At 51.3% G+C, this 20,221-nt stretch carries 6 protein-coding genes; 1 reads left to right on the top strand and 5 read right to left on the bottom strand.

The window, feature by feature from the left end; translation table 11 throughout:
* The first annotated feature begins 1 nt into the window (after position 1).
* Entirely contained in the window at positions 2-1,801 is a 1,800-nt protein-coding gene (locus tag ACW9SV_RS08580) for a hypothetical protein (protein ID WP_479556323.1), read from the top strand.
* Positions 1,802-2,216: 415 nt separating this feature from the next.
* Here ACW9SV_RS08580 and ACW9SV_RS08575 read toward each other — a convergent pair whose 3' ends face one another.
* From ACW9SV_RS08575 to ACW9SV_RS08555, 5 genes are all read right to left on the bottom strand, one after another.
* Positions 2,217-4,202, bottom strand: coding sequence for an OmpA family protein (locus tag ACW9SV_RS08575; RefSeq protein ID WP_479556322.1), 1,986 nt, complete (start codon positions 4,200-4,202; stop codon positions 2,217-2,219).
* A 102-nt stretch (positions 4,203-4,304) separates the two neighbouring features.
* Positions 4,305-5,258, bottom strand: coding sequence for a PorP/SprF family type IX secretion system membrane protein (locus tag ACW9SV_RS08570; protein ID WP_479556321.1), 954 nt, complete (start codon positions 5,256-5,258; stop codon positions 4,305-4,307).
* 15 nt (positions 5,259-5,273) lie between these two features.
* On the bottom strand, positions 5,274-11,120 hold the full coding sequence (locus ACW9SV_RS08565) for an ice-binding family protein (RefSeq protein WP_479556521.1): 5,847 nt from the start codon (positions 11,118-11,120) through the stop codon (positions 5,274-5,276).
* Between the two features lie 817 nt (positions 11,121-11,937).
* Positions 11,938-12,966 carry a PorP/SprF family type IX secretion system membrane protein gene (locus ACW9SV_RS08560; protein ID WP_479556320.1) on the bottom strand — a complete coding sequence of 343 codons (1,029 nt, stop codon included), beginning with the start codon at positions 12,964-12,966 and terminating at the stop codon, positions 11,938-11,940.
* A 4-nt stretch (positions 12,967-12,970) separates the two neighbouring features.
* Positions 12,971-19,609 (bottom strand): Ig-like domain-containing protein, encoded by a 6,639-nt coding sequence (locus ACW9SV_RS08555; protein ID WP_479556319.1) that lies wholly within the window; start codon positions 19,607-19,609, stop codon positions 12,971-12,973.
* Between the last annotated feature and the right edge of the window lie 612 nt (positions 19,610-20,221).

Genomic DNA, 20,221 nt, shown 5'->3' with positions numbered 1-20,221 from the left:
CATGCATTTACCACTGTCTTTTCTTTTGGTTATTGCTGCACTACTGGGCGCCTGGTTATCCTGGTTGGCTGTTAGGCGCGCAGACCGTAGGTGGCTCTTTTGGCGACTGCTAGCCTCTTGGGCTGTGGTGGGCTGCCTGGTACTGCTCTTGTCGCCGCCTACGTTTACCCAATCGTACAATGCCTCAGAAGCGATTTTGTTGACGGAAGGCTACCATTCCGATACTCTCCAAACCTTGGTAAAAAAGCTCAAGCCCCGGCCCCAGGTCTATGCTTTCGGCGTGGAGGCGAACCGGGCTGAGAAAATATTGGATCTGGCAACTTTCCAGCAGCAACATCCGGCGGTAAAGACGCTGCACGTATTGGGTCATGGCCTGTCGGCCGAAGAACTTAGTGCCTTACGTTCTATCCGCCTGGTGCCGCATCTCTCCGCAATACCTTCCGGAATATTGAATGCCTCCTGGCCACAGGAAATCACCTTGGGCGAAGAGTTACAGGTACAAGGCACGTTCCAAGGCTCCGCAGAAGAGAAAACAACGCTGTTTCTTCAGGCTGCCGGCAAGGCAAGGGATTCTGTTGAGGTCACACAAGGCGCTCGGCAAACTTTTTCGCTTCGGTTCACCCCAAAGGCAGCGGGTAGGTTTGTGTATGCGTTGCGCTGGCAAGATGCTGATGACGCTGTTCACCGGGAAACTGTTGCGGTAACAATTCTGGCTCCGCGCCAATTGAGTGTGCTTCTCCTATCCTCGGCCCCGTCGTTTGAAGGCAAATTCCTGAAAAACGCTTTGGCAGAAAAAGGGCACAGTGTGGCATACCGAGCACAGGTAAGTAAGGGCACTTACGCCACCGAGACCATCAACTTGCCGTCGCTCAACCTGAACCGCCTCACGTCCGCCCTGCTTCAGAAATTTGACGTGCTGTTGTTGGATGACGCTACTTTGCAGGGCCTAGGACCCGGGGAGAGACAAGCCCTGGAACAGGCCGTTCGGCAGCAAGGGCTGGGCGTTCTGACTTCTGTTTCTGCGAAGCCCCCTAAGCCCTTGACTTTTTTCACCGAGGGCGTTTTCCGCACCATTTCAGATAAACCCTCCAGAAACAGTACCCTCCGGTGGGCAAAACAAACCGGTACCAACGCCGTGCTTCCGGTTACTAACACTATCCTGCAACCTAGAGAAGGACAGCAGTCTTTGGTTTGGGAACAGAACCCCAAAAATTCGCTGGTGGTGCGCTACCGGAAAGGCGTGGGGCAAGTGGGAATCAGCTTGGTGCCCGAGACGTTCCCCTGGGTTTTAGAAGGGAAAGAAACGTTGTATCAGCAGTACTGGGCTACGGTGTTAACGGCCTTGGCTAAGCAGGAGGAGAAAACCCTTGTTATGGCACCTTATCAAAGCTTGGCACCTTTTCAGGCATTTCAGCCCGTAATGTTGGCGGTTTCTTCCAATAGCCCTGACGCAAGCTTGAGCCTGACCTCAGATAGTTCTGGCAAAACGGTAGGAACTTACAACTATCCATCGGCTTATTTGCCCAAGCAGCAGATTGCCACGTTTTGGCCTCAGGCAGGCGGTTGGTACTCTTCCTCAGAAAAAGCAGGAACTAGAAGCAGTTTCTACGTGCACTCTAAGAATGCCTGGCGTACCCCAAAGCTACACTCTCGGCATCAGGCTTTACAGAAAGCGGCTCTTGCGTCCATCCCCACGGCTGCATCTAGCTTACTGGAAAAGGAAGAGGAACTGCCCTTATGGATATTCGGGACGGTTCTGGTGCTAGCGTTAGGGTTCCTGTGGCTGGAAGAAAAGTTATAGCAGCAATCCTCATCCTCCGGCGTGAAACCGTTTTCTATTAGTGATGAAAGGAAGGGTCGGCTTATGCCTTATTTCTGCCAAAGACTGGCAAACCAAGAGAAGGCTATCGCACACGAATGCGCTGCACTGCCAATGTTGGGAAAGGGTGGCCAAGCAGCCGAAGGAACAATAATTGAAGCAAGGAGGTCATAGCGGTTGGGGTAAGAGGATTAAAAGAAAAGTCTTGGGGAGGCAAAGCGGTTCCGCCCTTTACCAAACAGACACCTTCGCTTTACGGCACCCCTAATCAGTGGCTAAAAACTTTTGTTTCAGCCCATTCCTTCCGCAGAAACTACTCTAATAGAAGCGCCGCGGCTTTCTGCCTGTTTTGATGAAACAAGCCGGAAAGCCGCGGCGCTTCTATTAGACAGGAAACTTACTTAATGATCTTGAACTCAGTGCGGCGGTTTAATTGGTGCTCTTCCTCTGAGCAAGGCACCCCGTCTTTGCAGCGGTTGAGGAGCTTGGTTTCACCGTAACCTTTGTCTACTACCCGTTTGGGTTCAATGCCCTGTGAGATGATGTATTTCACCGCACTGGCAGCGCGCAGCTGCGAAAGCATCAGGTTGTATTTGTTTGACTCGCGGCTATCAGTGTGGGAGCTTAGCTCAATTCGGATGGTAGGGTTATCGCGGAGCATGCCCACTACTTTGTCCAGTTCCACAATAGACTCAGGGCGCAGCGTGTGCTTGTCCAGGTCATAGTAGATGTTTTCCAATACAATGGGGCGGTTAGGCGTATCGCGGTCCAGCACCATCTCAATCTGCACAGTATCGGTGACCTTGCGGCAATCTGGCATAACATGGAACGTGCGGGTCAAATACCCTTTCTTGCTTCCTCTGATGGTGTAGGTCTGGTTGGCGTTTACCGCAAACAAGAACCGGCCATTTTCATCAGACTCGTATTGAAGCGTGTTGGAAGCATCTCCGTTCACAATCACTTCCAGTTTCACGGCGCCAACCGGTACCTGCCGGGCCCGGCCGTTCCGGTTAGGCACCCGGGCGTACGTCACCCCAGACAATTTACACGGAATCTCGGTGGGCTTAAACCGATAGATGTTATCTGAACCGGCATCCCCTTCGCGGTTAGAGGACAGATAGCCGCTTTTGCCGTCTTTTTCGTAAATCAGGCCAAAATCATCACGGGGCGAGTTGAAGGGATAGTACAGGTTCTCCACGTTCTGCCACGCAGCCCGGCTTCCTTCGGCGGAGAAGATATCCAATCCGCCCATGCCTATGTGCCCGTCTGAGGAGAAATACAAAGTGCCATCGGCGTGCACCACCGGAAAAACCTCTTTGCCGCTGGTGTTGATGGTGGGGCCCGCATTCACCGGGGTTGACCAGGAACCGTCTTTCTGGCGCTCGCTGAAGTAGATATCGGTTTGCCCATGGCCACCGGGCATGTCAGACACGAAATACATGATTTGCCCATCTGGCGAAAGTGCTGGGTGCCCCACTGAGTAGGCTTCTCCTTGGTTAAAAGGAAACGCCTTCACGTCCTGCCACTTTCCTTTGGAAAAAGTAGCGCTGTAAATCTCCAGGCGGTTGATGAACTCGTCTTTTTTAGAATAGCGCTGCCAGTCACTTCCAGTTCTCAGTTCCTCGGGCAAAACCCGGTTTTTCACCTGCTTGGTGCGGGTAAAGAACACCTCGTTGAAATCTGGCGAAAAGGTGGCAATGGCGTTGTGGAATTGGGTGTTGATGGATTTCTCCATGGGCTTGATAGCGCCCCAGGCACTTGGCCCCTTGCGTTCTGCATAGTACAGCTGCAGGTAAGGAGTGCCGGTCCAGCCGTATACTTTTTGGTCTGCTCCGTTCTGGCCACGGCCCCTGTCAGAGGAAAACACCATCCCTTCACGGTAGAGAACAGGACTGAAATCAGCGTAGGTGGTATTGAGCGTACTGTCTGCGATCACGTCAATGCCTAAAGGACGGTCAATCCAGCCCATGGCCAGATCACAGGCCTGCGCTAGTTTAAGGGCCTCATCGCGACGGTCAGGTACTTGCTCGGCAAAAAGCTGGTAGTTGCGCTTGGCGGTGGTGTACTCCCCGTTCTGCCGACAGGCGTTGGCGTAGTAGAACAGGTTGATGGGCGCTGCCCCTGGGAACCCCAATGCCTGACGGTACCAGAATTGGGCGGCGCCGGGTTGGTTGATGAGCCGGTAACAATGGGCAATGCGTTCGGTGATATGAAGCGAGGGCTGCGACCTGTCCAGAAGCTTCATGTACTCTTCTAGGGCAAGGGCGTAGTCAAAGTTACTGTAATGCTTATCTGCCTTGGTCTGGTTTGCCTGAGCCTGAAGGTGGGAAGGTCTTAAGCAAAGGGCTAGGCAAAGCAGCAATAGGGGGTATAAAATCTTCACAATTCTGGTTCTTGCACCACTTGGTGGATGAATGTCTGCTTTAAAGTTGTTTTCAGAGAAAGTGCTTCAAAACAGGACATCGGGTTTACTAAATCAAACAACTCAAAAGTACCGCGGAGTTAACATACGGCCATACTTCTTTTTCAAAAAATTATACCCCAGGGAGATCTCATGGCTAGAGTAGCTGCGCAGCTGGTTAAGCGAGAAATCATACGAGTAGCCAATGCGCATGAGCGGGGAGGGATGTAGCTCCAGCAAAACAGCCAAGGCGTTCCCTAACCGGGTATTGGTGGCAAAAGACCGGTTGTTGAAGATGTTCAGCGTAGTTCTGAAAGAGGTTCCCAGCCAGATTTGTTCATTGAAAAGCAAAAAGGTGTTCAGATCCAGCGCGGCGGGGCCGTTGAAATCCTCTTTGAGCAACATACTGGGCCTGAACTTCATTTTACGGTTGATGTCAAAAACCCCGCCCGAAGTCAAAAAGAGGTGGGGCTTGGGATCGGTGGGTAGGCCATCCTGAAAGAACACCACGTTGCCTAGGGAAACACCGGTGTAGAAACGATTGCTGTACAAGTAGGCCCCTACCCGGGCGTTGGGCTTGATGGCCCGTTCAATCCCCATGGGAATGGCCATGTCATCGCGCTCGGCAGGGTCAAGCTTGGTGCCGTCTAGGGTCTGCTGGGTGGCACCCAAGGAAATTCCCACCGATAAGCGGGTACGGGGGTTCAAAGAAATGCGCACCGCTGAGTTGAACGACACCTCGGTAAACCGCTGCGCACCCAACTGGTCATTGGTGATCAAAAACCCGGCGGCAAGTTTCCGGTTCAGGTTTCCGTCAAAACTCAACGTTTGGCTAACCGGTGCGCCTTCCAGGCCAGTCCACTGGCTTCTATGCGAACCGTTGAGGCTGGAGAACCCCTTGCTACCAGCATACGCCGGATTCAGGAGCAACCCGTTAAACATGTACTGCGTGAACTGCGGATCTTGCTGAGCCCAACTTACCTGAGGCATGCTCAGACAGGCCACCACCGCCAGGAAAACTATTACTGCTTTTTTCATTCCCTTCATCTCTCCTTAGCGCATGATGGTTACGTAGCCTTTTTGGGTCACTTCCTGGCCTTCGCAGAGGCGTACCCGCAGCACATAATAATAAGTTCCTTCGGCCAGGCCACCGCCGTTCCAGTTGTTGCGGTACTTCTTCATGCGGTAGACTTCACTGCCCCAGCGGTTCAGGATCACCAGTTCATTTTCTGGGTACTCCAACAGATTCCGCACTTCCCATAGGTCGTTCTTGCCGTCATTGTTGGGCGAGAACACGTTAGGCACGTGCAACTCAGGCGCCAGGTATTTAGGCACAATGTCCAGCGAAGCTGAGGTGGTGGAGCAGGTTCCGTTGTTTGCCTCTACCACTATTTTAGCGGAAGCAAGCGGTGCGTTGGCAGGGCCTTGCACCGTCACTTTATGAGAGCCCTGACCCGAAGTGATGCTCCAACCCGGCATATCAGAAATAATACTCCATTTGTAAGATACCCCATACGTGGCCGGCACTGAGAATTGATTTCCTACGCAAGGCGAGCTTTCGTCTAGGATAACCGGAGCAACTCCTAAAGCAGGAGCCACCGTCACTGAAAGCGTTGCATCGGCACTGCCGCCGCAGGCATTCACAGCTTTCACGCTCACGTTACCAGCCCCCACTTTGGTGACAACGGTAATGCTGGTGGAGCCCTGACCACTGATGATTTGCCATCCGGCCGGCACGTTCCATTCATAGGAGGCCGCGCCCGCTACTTCACTTACAGTGTACACCCGCTGCTCAGCCGAGGCGCAGAATGCCAGAGGCCCTGTGATCACCCCAGGTCTTAATGTGCCCGCCACACTTGGCGTCACAGTTAGGCTTTTCTCCACGCTCAGGTTACAGCCGTTCAAAGCCTTTACCTTGATGGTTCCGCCTGTCGTAGTTGGGATCACGCTGATGGAAGTAGTGTTCTGACCAGACACCAGCGTCCAGCCAGCTGGCACCGTCCAGATGTACTGGCTTGCCCCTGTTCCTGTAATGCTGTAAGTCACGGCCCCGGCGGTAGCGCATACATTGGCACTTCCCAGAATCTCACCGTTGATGACGGGTGTTCCGGTGGTAGGCACCACGGCTACGGTCCGGCTTTCACTTTGCCCGCAAGCATTTTTAGCAATTACACTTACCTGCCCAGACAAGCTTCCGGCGGTAACGGTGAGGGTAGTGGTTCCCTGACCAGATTCTATTTTCCAATCAGAAGGAAGAGTCCATTCATATGAAGTGGCTCCGTTTACGGCCTCAATTCTGAAAACCAACCCATTTTGACCAGCACAAGGAACCAGCGCCGCCGCCGCTACTTGAATTGGGTTTGGTCTAAGTGGCAATTCTCTTTGCACCTGTACTTGCAGCGTGCTGGCAGTTGATCTGATGCCGCATCCGTTTACCCCTGACACGCTCAACATTCCGCCCATCGTACCCGGGATCACGGTGATGGAAGAAGTACCCTGCCCTGACTCAATGGTCCAGCCGGTAGGTATGGTCCAAGTATAAGAGTTTACGTTGGCATTTTGGGGTACTTGATACGTCACTCGCGTAGTGGTACAAGTGGCATTCTGCCCGGTGATGGCACCAAGGGCAAAAGGCGTATTCCCTGAAACACTCACGGCTAACGCGGTAGGGGTGGTGGTGCTACATGCGTTTTTAGCGGCTACTGTTACCTGCCCACCCGTAGTGCCCGTTTGTACCGTGATAGAAGTTGTTCCCTGACCGGCGGTGATCATCCATCCGGTCGGCACCTGCCAATCATAAGAAGAAGCTCCGGTTACTGGCTGGATAGAATAAATGATTTGCTTTTCATTGGCACAAACCCCTCTGTTTCCGGTAATAGCTCCTGGTGACGCAAGGTTATTTGCCCCGGAAGCCACCGCCAACGTTCTTCTTACCGCCGTTCCGCAGCTATACTGGGTGTTCACCGAGATTTCTCCGGCCCCTGTTCCTGCTTTTACTTGAATTTCTCTGGAGCCTTGGCCACTTACAATGGTCCAGCCGGCTGGCACCTGCCACTGGTAACCTGTTGCCCCACTAACTGCTGGCACTGAGTACGTTTGGGTGGCGTTAAAGCAAAGGCCTGTATTACCTTGGATTGGATCAGTTGCGGGCGCCAAAACCGAAGGCGCCACTACCAACAACTGGGCCGTACTGGTTCCGCAGTTATTAGAGGCGATCACAGAGATAGCGCCTGGCGTATTTCCCACTTTCACCACAAGGCTGCTGGTTCCCTGGCCAGAAGTTATTTGCCAATCGGCGGGTACTGCCCAGGTATAAGTCATACCAGCAATTGGGTTTCTCACCCCGTATGTCTGCTGCGTACCACCGCCACAAGGCATGGTTTCGCCTAAGATGCCCGCCGGTAGAGTAGGGGCGCTCTGAGAAGAAACATCCAACCGCACGGCCGCACTGGCCCCGCAGGCATTGGAAGCGGCTACAGAGATAGTACCTGCCCCGGTTCCTGCTTTTACTTGTATCGTTCTGGTGTTCTGCCCCGCCACAATCTGCCATCCGGCTGGCACGGTCCAGGTATATTGGGTAGCACCAGCTACAGCCTCTACAGAATACGTTATCGGTTCCTCGGTGACGCAAGCTGTTTTAGGACCTGTTATAGATGCCGGTGATGCAGATAAAGGCTGTGCGATGCTGATGTTGGTAGAATCTGCGCTGGTTCCGCAGTTGTTAGCGGCAACCACCTTCAGATAACCACCTGAAGCACCCGGCCGCACACTGATGGAACGAGTACCCTGTCCAGAAAGAACAGTCCATCCCGCCGGAACAGACCAGGTGTAAGTTTTGACATCATCATTTCCTGCCACGCTATAGGTACGAGCGGCGGAAGAAGCGCAGAATGCTTTCTCCCCGGTAATAGCTCCTATCGGACCTGGCGTTGCAAGAGACATGTTCACCGCGAGGACCGCTGCCGCACTGGTACCGCAGGCATTGCTGGCAACTACTTGCACCCGCTCAGCCGCTGAGCCTACGCGCACCACTAACGAGGTGGTTCCCTGCCCGCGAACAACCGTCCAGGTTGCCGGAACAGACCACGTGTACGTGGTGGCACCGGTTACTGCCGCAATAGAGTAAGTAACCTCTCCCATGTTGGTGCAGAGATTCACTGGCCCGGTAATTTGCCCGGGAGTGGCCGGGAGTCCTGACGAGATGGTAACTGCTAACGTACGAGTCGTGCTCTGACCGCAACCATTTCTGGCTGACACCTGGATGTTTCCATTAGCTGTACCCGCTTTTACTTTAATTTCTCTGGTTCCTTGTCCGCTCAGGATGGTCCAACCGGTGGGCACCTGCCATTGGAACGAAGAAGCCGCGTTGGTAGAGGAGATGCTATAAGTCAGTTGATCTGTGTTGGCACAAACCGCTGTTTCTCCCTGAATGGAAGCAGAAAGCGCCGGTGCGCCGGTAGTAGGAGTTACTTCTATCTGAGTGGAAGCACTAAGTCCGCAGCTATTGCTTGCCGTCACCTTTACTTCGCCACCCACTGTGCTCGCTCTCACCACTAGGTTGGCGGTACCCTGCCCCGATACAATGCTCCAACCGGTTGGTACCGTCCAAGTATAGGCAAGACCTGCTACTGGGTTAGGAACGGAATACGTCTGCTGTCCGCCAATACAAGGCACCGTCTCTCCGGTAATAGAAGCGGGAGCAGCCGGGGAGGCAAGGGCCGGACTTACCGGTAGCGTTCTGGCCGGTCCGTTTCCGCAACCGTTAACTCCGAAGACCGAGATAGTACCAGCAGTAGCGCCCGCTTTCACGGTAATGGAGGATGTTCCCTGGCCAGAGACAATAGACCACCCTTCCGGAACGGCCCAGGTGTACCCCGTTACGTCTGTCAGAGAAGAAATGGAGTAAACAAGATTGCCTTGGTCTTTACAAGGAGCACTTGCCCCCGAGATAGCACCAGGCATCACGGGTGGGCCTGAACTGACCGCCACTTTCAAGGCCACCGTTGCACCTATGCCACACGCGTTAGAAGCCACTAATTTCACTTCGCCGGTAGAACCAACTTTCACGTTGATCCGGCGGGAACCCTGTCCTGATAAAATCCGCCAATCGGCGGGCACACTCCATGTGTACGAAGAGGCATTTTCCACCTCCTCCACAGAATAGGTCCGCTCTGCATTGGAGAAACAAACCGCCACTTCCCCGGAAATTGCCCCTAAAACAGGTACTTCTGAGAAAATAGAAACCCTTAAGGAAGCAATTGGGCTTACACCGCAACTGTTCTGGGCTCTTACTGTCACCTGTCCTCCGGCAGTCCCGGCACGGACAACCACCGTGCGCGTTCCCTGTCCTCTCACGATGCTCCAGCCAGCAGGAACTGCCCAGGTGTAATTAGAGGCATTAGCGACCACCGGCACCTGGTACGTCACTTCCTCTGTATTTGCACAAACCTGGCTAATGCCTGAAATGGCACTAGGCGCTTGCGGCGCAGAAGGCGAAACAACCACCTGCACCTCGCTGCTGGCGCTTTTACCACACCCATTTCCCGCAGTCACTTTTATTCTACCTCCGGTAGGCCCGGCATTCACGGTAAGGGAGGAAGTTCCTTGTCCCCGTACTACCGCCCAACCTGTGGGCACCTCCCAGTCATAAGAAACGGCACCCGCCACAGGGTTAATGGAATAGGTTATATCCCGCTGCCCTAGACAGACTTCCAGCGGTCCAGAGACAGTGGAAGGCATAGGCGGAGGCGAGGAGACGGTGCTAACGGCCAGGACAGTTTCAGGACCATCGCCGCAGGCATTCACCGCCCTAACAGAGATGGTGCCGTTCGCCTCCGTTCCTCCAGTAGAAACCGTGATGATGTTCGTGTCTTGGCCTCCGGTGATAGACCATCCGGCAGGCAGAGTCCAGGTGTACTTTCGGGTACCCGTCAGTGGTTCAATCTGGTACACGTTTCCTGGAGAGTTTACGCAAAGAGATGTTTTCCCTGTAATGGCCCCTGGCTTAGACGGAGTAGCGCAGATAGACAACTCAGACGTGTTATTCTTGATATTGGGGTCCTTGCCGTCACCGGTCACTGTTACCACCGTGGTGGAGAACTCAGTTTTAAGAATGCTGGCTTTCACCACCATGGTGGCGGTGGCCCCGCTGGGGAAGCGCTGGATGATCCATTCCCTCCTTAAGGGGTCAAAAAGTGACCCTAAGGAAGTAGTCGCGCTTATGAACTGAATCCCGGATGGAGTTTCAAAATTCAGGACCACATTAGTTTCATCCTCAGGCCCCAAGTTCTTGAGGGTAACGGTATAGGTAATCAATAAACCCATGCCATAAGGGCCTTCGCTCACCACATGCTTCACCTCTAAATCAGAAACGTTCTCAGTACCCAACTCAGACACATTGGTCTCTGACAAGGTAACACTACCCGCTTTGCTTAAAAGCTTGCCTTCCACGATAGCGCCTTTTGCCGACGTGATATTTCCTGCTGCAATTATAGTACCCTTGAAATTGCTGCGGGTTCCTAAAGTTGTATTTCCGGCTACTTGCCAGAACACATTTTTAGACCGCACCCCCTGCCTCAAATCAATTGTTACCGAAGGATCTACCGTAAGGTCTCCCTCCACCTGAAACACGAAAACCCCATTGGGAAATTTACTCCCAAGAAGTTGCAGAGACTTTTGAAGGTGTGCGTTTCCCTTTACCCTATACACCCCTGGCAATAACTTTCCGCCCGAAAGCGCGGCACCAGACAAAGTGGTGGTGGGTTGCTGACGTTTTAACTCTGAATAGACTCTGTCCATCTCCGCCAACGACTCCTGAGAAGCAGCACCGGCCAGAAACACTTGTTTTTCTATGTTGTTCTTCCCCTTGTTTTCATAGCCTCTCCCCCCGGCCACTGACACACGCTGCAACGCCTTAAAAGCCGGAGCTATTTGACTAAAAGCAAGCGAGTTAAATAAAAGAAAGGATAAGAATAGTAGTAATCGTATTTTCATGCAAACCCCTCCTAAATTACTTGATCGCTCCTGTAGATTTTAATCCAATCACGACTACTTGATATATATTATGATAAATAGTATGCATTTATTGGTATTGATTTACTTCCATTCCATTTAAGAGGCATTTTGAATGATAAAATCTGATGCCTAAACTGGGGTACAACAGTGGATTATAGGGGCTATTTAAATAGTTTTAATCCAAATTCATACACTTGGACAAATTTAGGAAATAAAATGTAATTTCATTGATTAAACTATATTCAACTATTGCGATATTTAAGCCTTCTTTTTTCGAGCACTTCTTTGAGAACAAGTCGATTACTCATAAAGGCAAGAAGTTAGACTTTAACAGACAGCTATCAGGGGTTAAAAAAAAGAACTGCTTAGCAGCTAAGCAGGATTGCGTCCTTTCTCCTGGTAATAGAAAGATTCACCCACAGAAGTTGATTTTTTGATTAGTTTCTACAAAAAGGCTTAAAAAAAAGAAGCCTTGCCTGATCTCCCAAATAAAGTTTTTGGGAGCCCGGCAAGGCTTACTACATGAATTTGAAATATTGCTTTCAGTTTAAGAGAAACTGACCTCTTTGGCTATCATACTTTTAAATCGGTTTAAAAAAAAATCTGATCTCCTCCGCTTTTGGCCTATTTTCTGGAAAGCAACCAAAAACCAAGGCCTGCTGTAACGACTCAAATTTTCAACTTGGCCTAATTCCCCAGAGCACTACCAAACCCATTGCGGGCACAGCACTTTCAATTTATTGTTTACTTTAAAGCCTACCATGAACTCATGCGAGCCGGCGCTGGTCTTGTTCTGGCTAGAGGTAGTCAGGTCATAGGAGTAACCAAAGTCAAGCACGTGGCTTACGTTCAACCCAAAAAGAAAAGAAACCGCATCCTTGTTCCGGTAAGAGGCCCCCACCCAAACCCGCTCATTGTACATGGCTTTCAGGTTCAGGTCAAAGGTACCAGGCCCCGGCACGGCTTTCTTGTACAGCACCGAAGGAGTAATCATCAAGTCTTCTACCTGAAACCGATACCCGGCCGTCACAAAATAATGGGGCACTAGCCTGCCAGAGATGGAGTAATCCAGAGGTGTCTGAAAATCACTTCCGCTGTTGATCAGGTGCGCGCCTGAGACTCCAAGAAAAGCACTAGGCGAATAGAGCCAGACTCCCACATTCAAATCGGCCTTGGTCATATTCACCTGGTCGCCCAGCAACGCCACATCGGAGCCATTGACGGCCCGGGCCTTACTGGTGTTGAAGCTGTTGCGCACTGCTCCCGCAGAAATGCCCGAGGAAAGATTTAAGGTACTGGTAAGGGGCACATGAAAGGAGTACACCATGTTGACAGAGCTTGTCCTGAGCAACCCAGCCTGGTCTACCTGAACGACCGCCCCAACCCCATGATGCGGCGCCACGCGCTTGAAGCGGTTGTTGCGGTTGACCCGGTGCTTCATTCCTTTGCTCCTGTTCCTGAATTTCCCCCGCCCAGTGGCATTACGGTCACTTTTGCCAATAGAGGCGTGCACACTGGTGTACAACGTAGTAGGAGCCCCTTCAATGCCTATCCACTGCTTCCGGAAAGACGAACGGATGTCCATGTAATTTTCTATCCCGGCCACCGCCGGATTGATCACCAGGCTATTCGTCATATACTGGCTGAACTGGGGCATTTGCTGCCCAACTGCCTGGAAGGAAGCCACACAAAGAATTGCGAGGCACACCGTAACTAAAAATCTCCCTTTCATGCCCTTATTTGATGATGGTGATACTTCCTGAGATTGGTTTTTCGTCTTGGTCCAATTGGATGATGTAATAGTAGGCCCCTACCGGCAATTGCTTGCCCTCGTAATTTCCATCCCAGCGGGTCTGGTAGCCTTGGGATGAGAAAAGCTTCGTACCCCATCTATTAAACACCTCCACTTTACAGTTGGGGTATTTCTCTATGTGTAGAATCTCCCAGTCATCGTTTATGCCATCTTTGTTTAAAGTAAGCACGTTAGGGATGAAGATTTCCGGCAGAACTGTTACGGTGACCTGATCAGTGGCATAGCACCCTTCGGCCGTAGTGACAGTCACCGTGTAAGTAGTGGTTTCTGTAGGCGTGGCGATAGTGGCAGCGGTGTTCACCGAAGACAACCCCGTGGCCGGAGACCATTCATACTTCACGCCCCCTGAAGCCAGCAGGTTTGCAGAACGTCCTATGATGATGGTCACATCTGGCCCGGCATCTGCCACTGCTGGCACTACCTCCACCTTCACAGCTGTTCTGGTACTGCTGGGGCAACCCTCCCGAGAGATGGACTGCACATAGAAAGTGGTGGTCTGCGTAAGGGCAGGCGTTGGGAACGTTACATCAGTATAAAGAAGCGTGCCTCCTTGCGGCTGGTCATACCACTCCACCCCAAACCCAGGGTTGGTAACCGTGACATTGATTCTATCGCCGGGACATATTCTTGGATTGAGCGTCACCAACGCAGGAGGTGACGGCCGTTGATTTACCTTAATCTGTATCACGTTACTTGCCTGGGTCTGGCAAGGTACCGAGACGGCCATTCTCCTGAACCACGAGGTCTGTGTCAGGACACCTGGCTGATAATTGATCTCGGTGTTAGCGCCGGGCGCCGGACCAAAGCCGCTGGTAGGTCCAGTTGTGCTCACTTCCCATAGGTAGGTAAGGTTAGGTCCGCCCCCGGTAGGCAGCGATCCTTGAAGCAAGGTTGGAGCGGTTTCGGCGCAGATCTCCTGCCCAGTCCTGATGACGTTATTGGCAATTGGCGTGATCACTGTCACCATCACAGGGGTACTCTTACTTTCCAGGCATGGGAAAGAGGTCACCGTGCGCCGGTACCAGGTAGTCACCCTCACAGCACCCGGAGAGTAGTTGGCTTTCCTGTTGTCCCCGGGAGCAGCCGTAAACAAGGTACCGTCAGTACTGCTTTCCCATAGGTAAGTATAGGTACCACTACCCCCTGTTGGCGCAGAACCTACCAGCGGTTGAGCGGCATCTCCACTGCAGATGGTTTGGTCAGCGGTGACCGTATTATTGCTGATGACCGGCACAACCGTTATCTGCACCACCGCCGACGTTATGGAACATCCTCCAGAGAAAACAGTCCGCCTGAACCAGGTAGTTTGGGTAAGGCTTTCCGGTTGATAGGTACTTCCCTGGTTATTGCCGGCAGCCGGCCCGAAGCCACTGGTTGACCCTGTGGTACTGCTTTCCCATAGATAGGTGTAAGTACCGTCGCCTCCCTGTGGCTGGGTTCCCGTGATGGGAGCGGGTGGGGTACCAGAACAAGTGTTCTGCGGAAACGAAATCCTGTTGTTGGTAATGACCGGACTAATCGAAATCCTTACCGCCTCACTTACACTTGGCAAGCAAGGTCCTGCGGTTACCCTCCGCCGGAACCAGGTAACAGTAGTGATATTGGTAGGCAAGTAGGTACTGTCGGTGTTTACTCCAGGGGCAGGGCTAAACCCGGCATCCGCACCTGTAATACTCCGCTCCCAAAGGTAGGTATAGACACCGTTTCCGCCCGTAGGTGAAGTACCAGTCAGAAGGCTTGGGCTGGAGCCCACGCAAAGCGCCTGGTTGTTAGACACAATGTTGTTGCCAATGTTCTGATTCACCGTCACCTGAACTGCTGCCCGTGGGCTAGTACACCCAATGGCATTGGTTACCTGCACATAGTAGGTAGTGGAAGCGGTAAGCACAGGGGTGTTAAAGGTAGCACCTTGCGCCAGAGGCGTACCTCCGGTTTCAGTATCAAACCACTGGTAGGTGTCAGAACTGGCCCCAGTTACCGACAGGGTAGCACTATTATTTTCACAGATCACCTGGTTTGCAACTGTAGGGGCAGGAGGCAATGGTTCCACCTTGATCTGTATTGCCAGGGAAGTACTGGTACAACCGCCTGTTGACACCACCCTCCTGAACCAGGTCGTTTGGGTGAGTGCACCAGGGGTATAGTCGATCCCGTCGGCTCCCGCAATTGGAGCAAAGTCGGTCGCGGTGGCCGAGGTTGTGCTGCTTTCCCAGGTATAAACAAACACTGCATCGGGGCTACTAACAGGAACAGAGCCTTTTAACGCAACCGGCGCTGTGTTACTGCAGATGGTTTGCGGGGCACTAATGGTGTTGTTTGTCACCGGAACCGTTACCGTCACCTTGATGCTGTTGCTGAGACTAGGCACGCAGGGACCGCCTTCCACCCGGCGTCTAAACCAGGTCGTCTGCATTAGGTTGGTAGGAGTGTATTCGGCTTGCGTTGCATTGGCAACCGGGGTAAAGGTGTTACCGTCGGTACTGGCTTCCCACTGATAGGTGTACACCCCGGATCCTCCGGTAGGCTGAGAGCCTGTCAAGGCCTGAGCCGCAGAGCCGGCGCAGACGGTTTGCTCTCCCAGAATGGTGTTGTCTGCAATAGGCTGCTGCACCTCCACCTTCACTACCGGACTAACCGAAGTACAGGTATGGGAAATCACCTTTCTTCTGTACCAGGTATCCTGGGTGAGTGCTCCGGGCGCATAGTCTTTTTCAATAGCTCCGGAGATGTCAACAAAGGAAACACCGTCTGTGCTTTGCTCCCACTGATATGTGAAAACATTGTCTCCTCCGGTTGGCAGCGCCCCCTGCAGGAGCGCCGGAGTAGAACCAGTACAGATGATTTGGCTCTGCCCATTGGTGATGATGTTATTTTCAAGTGCCGGATTTACTGTCACCTGCACTACGTTACTGACACTAGGCTCGCAGGCACCTCCGGTGACTACCCGTCTAAACCAAGTAGTGGCGGAGAGAGGCATGGAAGCAAGATCACGGGCGTTGGCGTTAGTTATTGGGCTGAAACCGGTAGAAGCTGATACAGTACTTTGCTCCCACACATAGGTGTAGACGCCGCTTCCCCCAGTAGGATCTAATCCAACCAAAGGACTGATGGACTCACCCGCGCAAATCGTTTGCTCGGCTGATATGGTGTTCCCTGCGATCGGTTGTTGCACTTCTACCAGCACGGCGACACTCTCACTTCTGTTACAGGCCCCTGATTCCACAATCCGCCGGAACCAGGTATTTTGGGTAAGCGCTACCGAAGGAGTAAAGTCTTTCCCGGTAGCCCCCGTAATAACCGAAAAACCATCGGTCCCGGAGGTGGTGCTCATTTCCCATTGGTAGGCATAGACATTATTTCCACCTAGGGGTTGTGAGCCGATAAACGCGATTGGAACGCTGCCGGTACAAATAATTTGGCTAGAAGAAATGGTATTGTCAGTAACTTCAGGCCGAACTGTTACTTCTATTGCGCCGCTAGTTGTCACACAACCAGCGGAACCAACTACCCTCCTAAACCAAGTAGTGGTAGTAAGGGCAGTAGGCGAATGATCCTTGGCATTGGCGTTAGGAATAGGCGCAAACCCGGTGGAACCGGAAGTGGTACTACTTTCCCAGACATAGGTAAAAACTCCATTACCTCCTGTTGGCTGTGAGCCCGTAAGCGCCCCAGGCGTTTGCCCGGTACAAATATCTTGGCTTCCAAGGATAGTATTATCGGCAATAATGGGAGCTACCCTAATGCGCACCTCAGACCGTGATGAGCTTCCGCAACCATTCTCATTGATGGCCTCCACGAAGAACACCGTATCGCGGGTCAGGGCAGGGGTTCTATACGTTTCTCCGGTAGCCACCAAAGCACCACCTACATTTGCAGTGTACCATCTATATGTAAAACCTGTCTGGGCATTCACGATGAGGTTCGCCTGCTGCCCCTCACAAATAGCGACATCATTCTGTACCAGCACAGGAGATGCAGGTGTAGGACTGAAGGTGAAGGACACCACATTACTTTCGTTTATTGGACACGTCTGCGAAGAAATGGTTCTCCTAAACCAGGTATTGCGGGAGATAAGCCCCGGAGTGTAATCCTGCCCATTATTAATTCCCGGTGCATCTGTGTACACTACGCCATCGGTGCTGATTTGCCATTTGAACTGATAAGGCGCTCCATCTCCTTCCGTGGGCTGGGAGCCGGTAATCACTTTTAACGGTTCGCCTTCGCATACCGTGAACGGCGCCTGCGCGGTGATGGTGTTGTTGGAGACTCCCTTTAGTACCACCACCGTCACCTGAGTTCTGGGGGTACTTACGCAATTGAAGCCATTAACCGCTTCTACATAAAAGGTAGTAGTAGCCGACAGGTTCTGAGCAGGCGTAAAGGCCTCACCGGTAAACAAAAGACTGCCGCCTGAGGCACCATCATACCATCTATAGGTGGTACCCGCCGCTGGTCCGGCAACAGTTAAGGTAACAGGCTGGCCTTCGCAAATAGTAGCCCCTGCCACCGCAGGAGGCGCAGGCAAATCTCTAATCGTGATTTCCTGATTAGCCGCAATTGAGATGCCACACTCATTTGTGGCGGTGAGGGTGACCGTATACGTTCCTGCCGCCGGAAAATTGATGGACGGGTATTGCGAGGCATCTGTAGTACCCGCCACAAACGTTGCCCCACCGGCTCCGGTCACTGCCCATTTATAGGCCGAGATTGTTCCGAAGTTGGAAGTATACACGGGCCTGAATGGGGTATTGGCATCTGTAAAAGCAATCACCTGCGGCTGGCATAACTCGCTTGCCCCGGGCAAAGAAACTGTAGGCGGAGATGTTACCGTGATTTGGGTGCTACTGGAATCTGTCCCGCAAGGATTACTGGTTTTCAGGCTGATCGTGTAAAGCCCCGCTTGGGTAAAGTTGAAAACAGGATCTTTACTGGTGAGAGAGCCCGAAGTGATGGTGTAACCGGTATTAGGAGTCACAAACCAATTATAGGAGATTAGCTCTCCCACAGACTGGTTGTTTGTGGCTACCTCTACGTTCGTACATCCGTTTGCGGGATTTAAAGAAGTGGTGAACTCTGAAGTAGGCGTATCTACAACGGAGAAAACCATGGTTGTATCGTGTGAACTACAGCTATTGGTTACTTTGAGCTTAATGCTGTAATCCCCCGTTTTGGTGAAGTTAATGACCGGGCTAAAAGAGGTCAGGGTACCGGAGGTAAGATTCCAACCAGTGGCGGGGCTTATTTCCCACTGGTAATTGGCGTTGGTGTTACACCTGCCAATACCCAGCATGTTTGCCCCGGGATCAGACGTGTTCTTAAGGGTAAGCGGAGTATTCAAGCACCCCACCGGCTCCTTTGTGTCTACCACAAATTTGGCTTTTGGTGTAGCCGAAATGAAAATAGAGCTTACCGTAACATTGGTGGTTCCGCAGGGGTTGGAGGCAGTAGCAGTTAAAACAAAGGAGTCTTGGGAGTTATTGTTACAAGAACTCTTCCTAAACGTGTGGGTAAGACTGGTAGGCACATTTGCTTGGGTGAACGTATACGCAGGAGAGCCATCATCAAAGGAGAAGGTGTAAATGGTAGATGGGCTATTGTTGGCCACCCCTGTAATGGGGAAAGTATAGGCCACAGGAGCACACCCTACAGTGTTACCTGGGCTACCTACTGTTAAACTTGGGTTACTTCCATTAAAAACCTTTATGTTCTTGGTGGTGGTACAACCATTTTGGCCCACAATAATCAGCTTCAAGTTGAATTCCCCCTGCTTCGTGTAGGTGTGCTCCGCTCCCTCAAAAGAAGCCGGGAAATTCTGACTGGTGCTATCACCCCACTCAATTCTGTAAGATTGGTTTGTGCTTTTGGTGGCAGAGGTGTTCCTGACCTTCAGGAGATAACTAGAGGCTGTTTGGGAACAGTTTGTAAATGGAATAGTAAAATTCTGGGTGGCCAAAACATCCTCCAGAGAAGGATCTGCTCTTTGCCGTATAGTAACTACTTTGGAGATTTCGTTAGTACAACCGCCCGCATTGGTTACTTTAAGTTTAACGGTGTATTGCACCGTGCCCGTACCATTTGAAATAAAGATATGACTTGGCTCCTGGGCAGTACTGGTGTTGCTACTTGAGGTAGGATCTCCAAAGTCCCAGGCATAGGTGAACCCCGACCCTGTTGGCAGGCCCGTGAATTTTACGTTTGTGCCAGAGCAAGCATTATTGGCGAAGGTGAAATCTGCGGTTGGGTTAGAACTTGTTGTAACGGTAAAAGGAGCAGAGACTTTTTCTGTACACGAGGTACCTTTAACCACCACGGTATAATTTCCCGTGTTAGCTACTGTTAATCTGCTACCAGTTTGGCCGGGAAGCACTGCCCCATCTTTTTGCCATTGAAACGTAGCACCAGCACTGCCTGAGGTAGCCACTAACACCACTTGGCCTCCCGGGCACAACGCGTTAGGTCCTTCGGAAGAAATAGAGACTTCACAATCCTGCGCAAGAATTTGCGTGCTGCAAATCAAGAGTAGATAGAATACGAAAAAGAGACGGCGGTAAAATTGTGCCATAGAGTGAACCAATAAGTTGCCGGGGGATTGCTGAGGTTGCCATGAGATATGCCTATTATTAAAAGAACACATTCTCCTGAGTTGATAAAGATAAGGACACAATCTTATTTCTACCAACTAAAATCATATTTAATATTAAAATAAGGACAAAAATTTAAATTATATGACTTTTATATATAGAAGTTCTTTATACTTCGTCAATCTCACTTAACACTTACCTACATGTATTATCCTAAATATTTACAATTCTAATTAGTTATAACATTTTTTATAATTATTAAAAGACTACCGGTTTTATAAAACAGCCTTGTAAACGCTTAAAAGAATCTCTGCGGAGCTAGATATTAATTCAGACTATCTAAAAGTATTTTAAAGCCATTTTAAGCAAAACAGCTCAGGAGCGCATTTAACCCTATTGTTAGAGATTAAACCCGATTTTGATTATAGGAAGAGATAAATTCAGAAGCGAAGGAAAATAGCAGTTAACTACAAGAATGATGCAGCACTATTATTAATCTTTTATACTATAAGTAGCCTTTAAAAGACCATTATTGCCTCCTCTAAAGAACAGTGAAGTAGAAATAAGACAAACCTAAGCTCAACAATATATTA

The organism is Rufibacter sp. JT20002, from assembly GCF_056491185.1.
Note: the sequence above shows the minus strand (reverse complement) of the source record. Positions and strands in the feature narration are given on the sequence as shown.

Bases quoted from the DNA above. Each gene is read 5' to 3' on its own strand.
- ACW9SV_RS08580 (WP_479556323.1), top strand. From the start codon at position 2: ATGCATTTACCACTGTCTTTTCTTTTGGTTATTGCTGCACTACTGGGC.
- ACW9SV_RS08570 (WP_479556321.1), bottom strand. From the start codon at position 5,258: ATGAAAAAAGCAGTAATAGTTTTCCTGGCGGTGGTGGCCTGTCTGAGC.
- ACW9SV_RS08560 (WP_479556320.1), bottom strand. From the start codon at position 12,966: ATGAAAGGGAGATTTTTAGTTACGGTGTGCCTCGCAATTCTTTGTGTG.
- ACW9SV_RS08555 (WP_479556319.1), bottom strand. From the start codon at position 19,609: ATGGCACAATTTTACCGCCGTCTCTTTTTCGTATTCTATCTACTCTTG.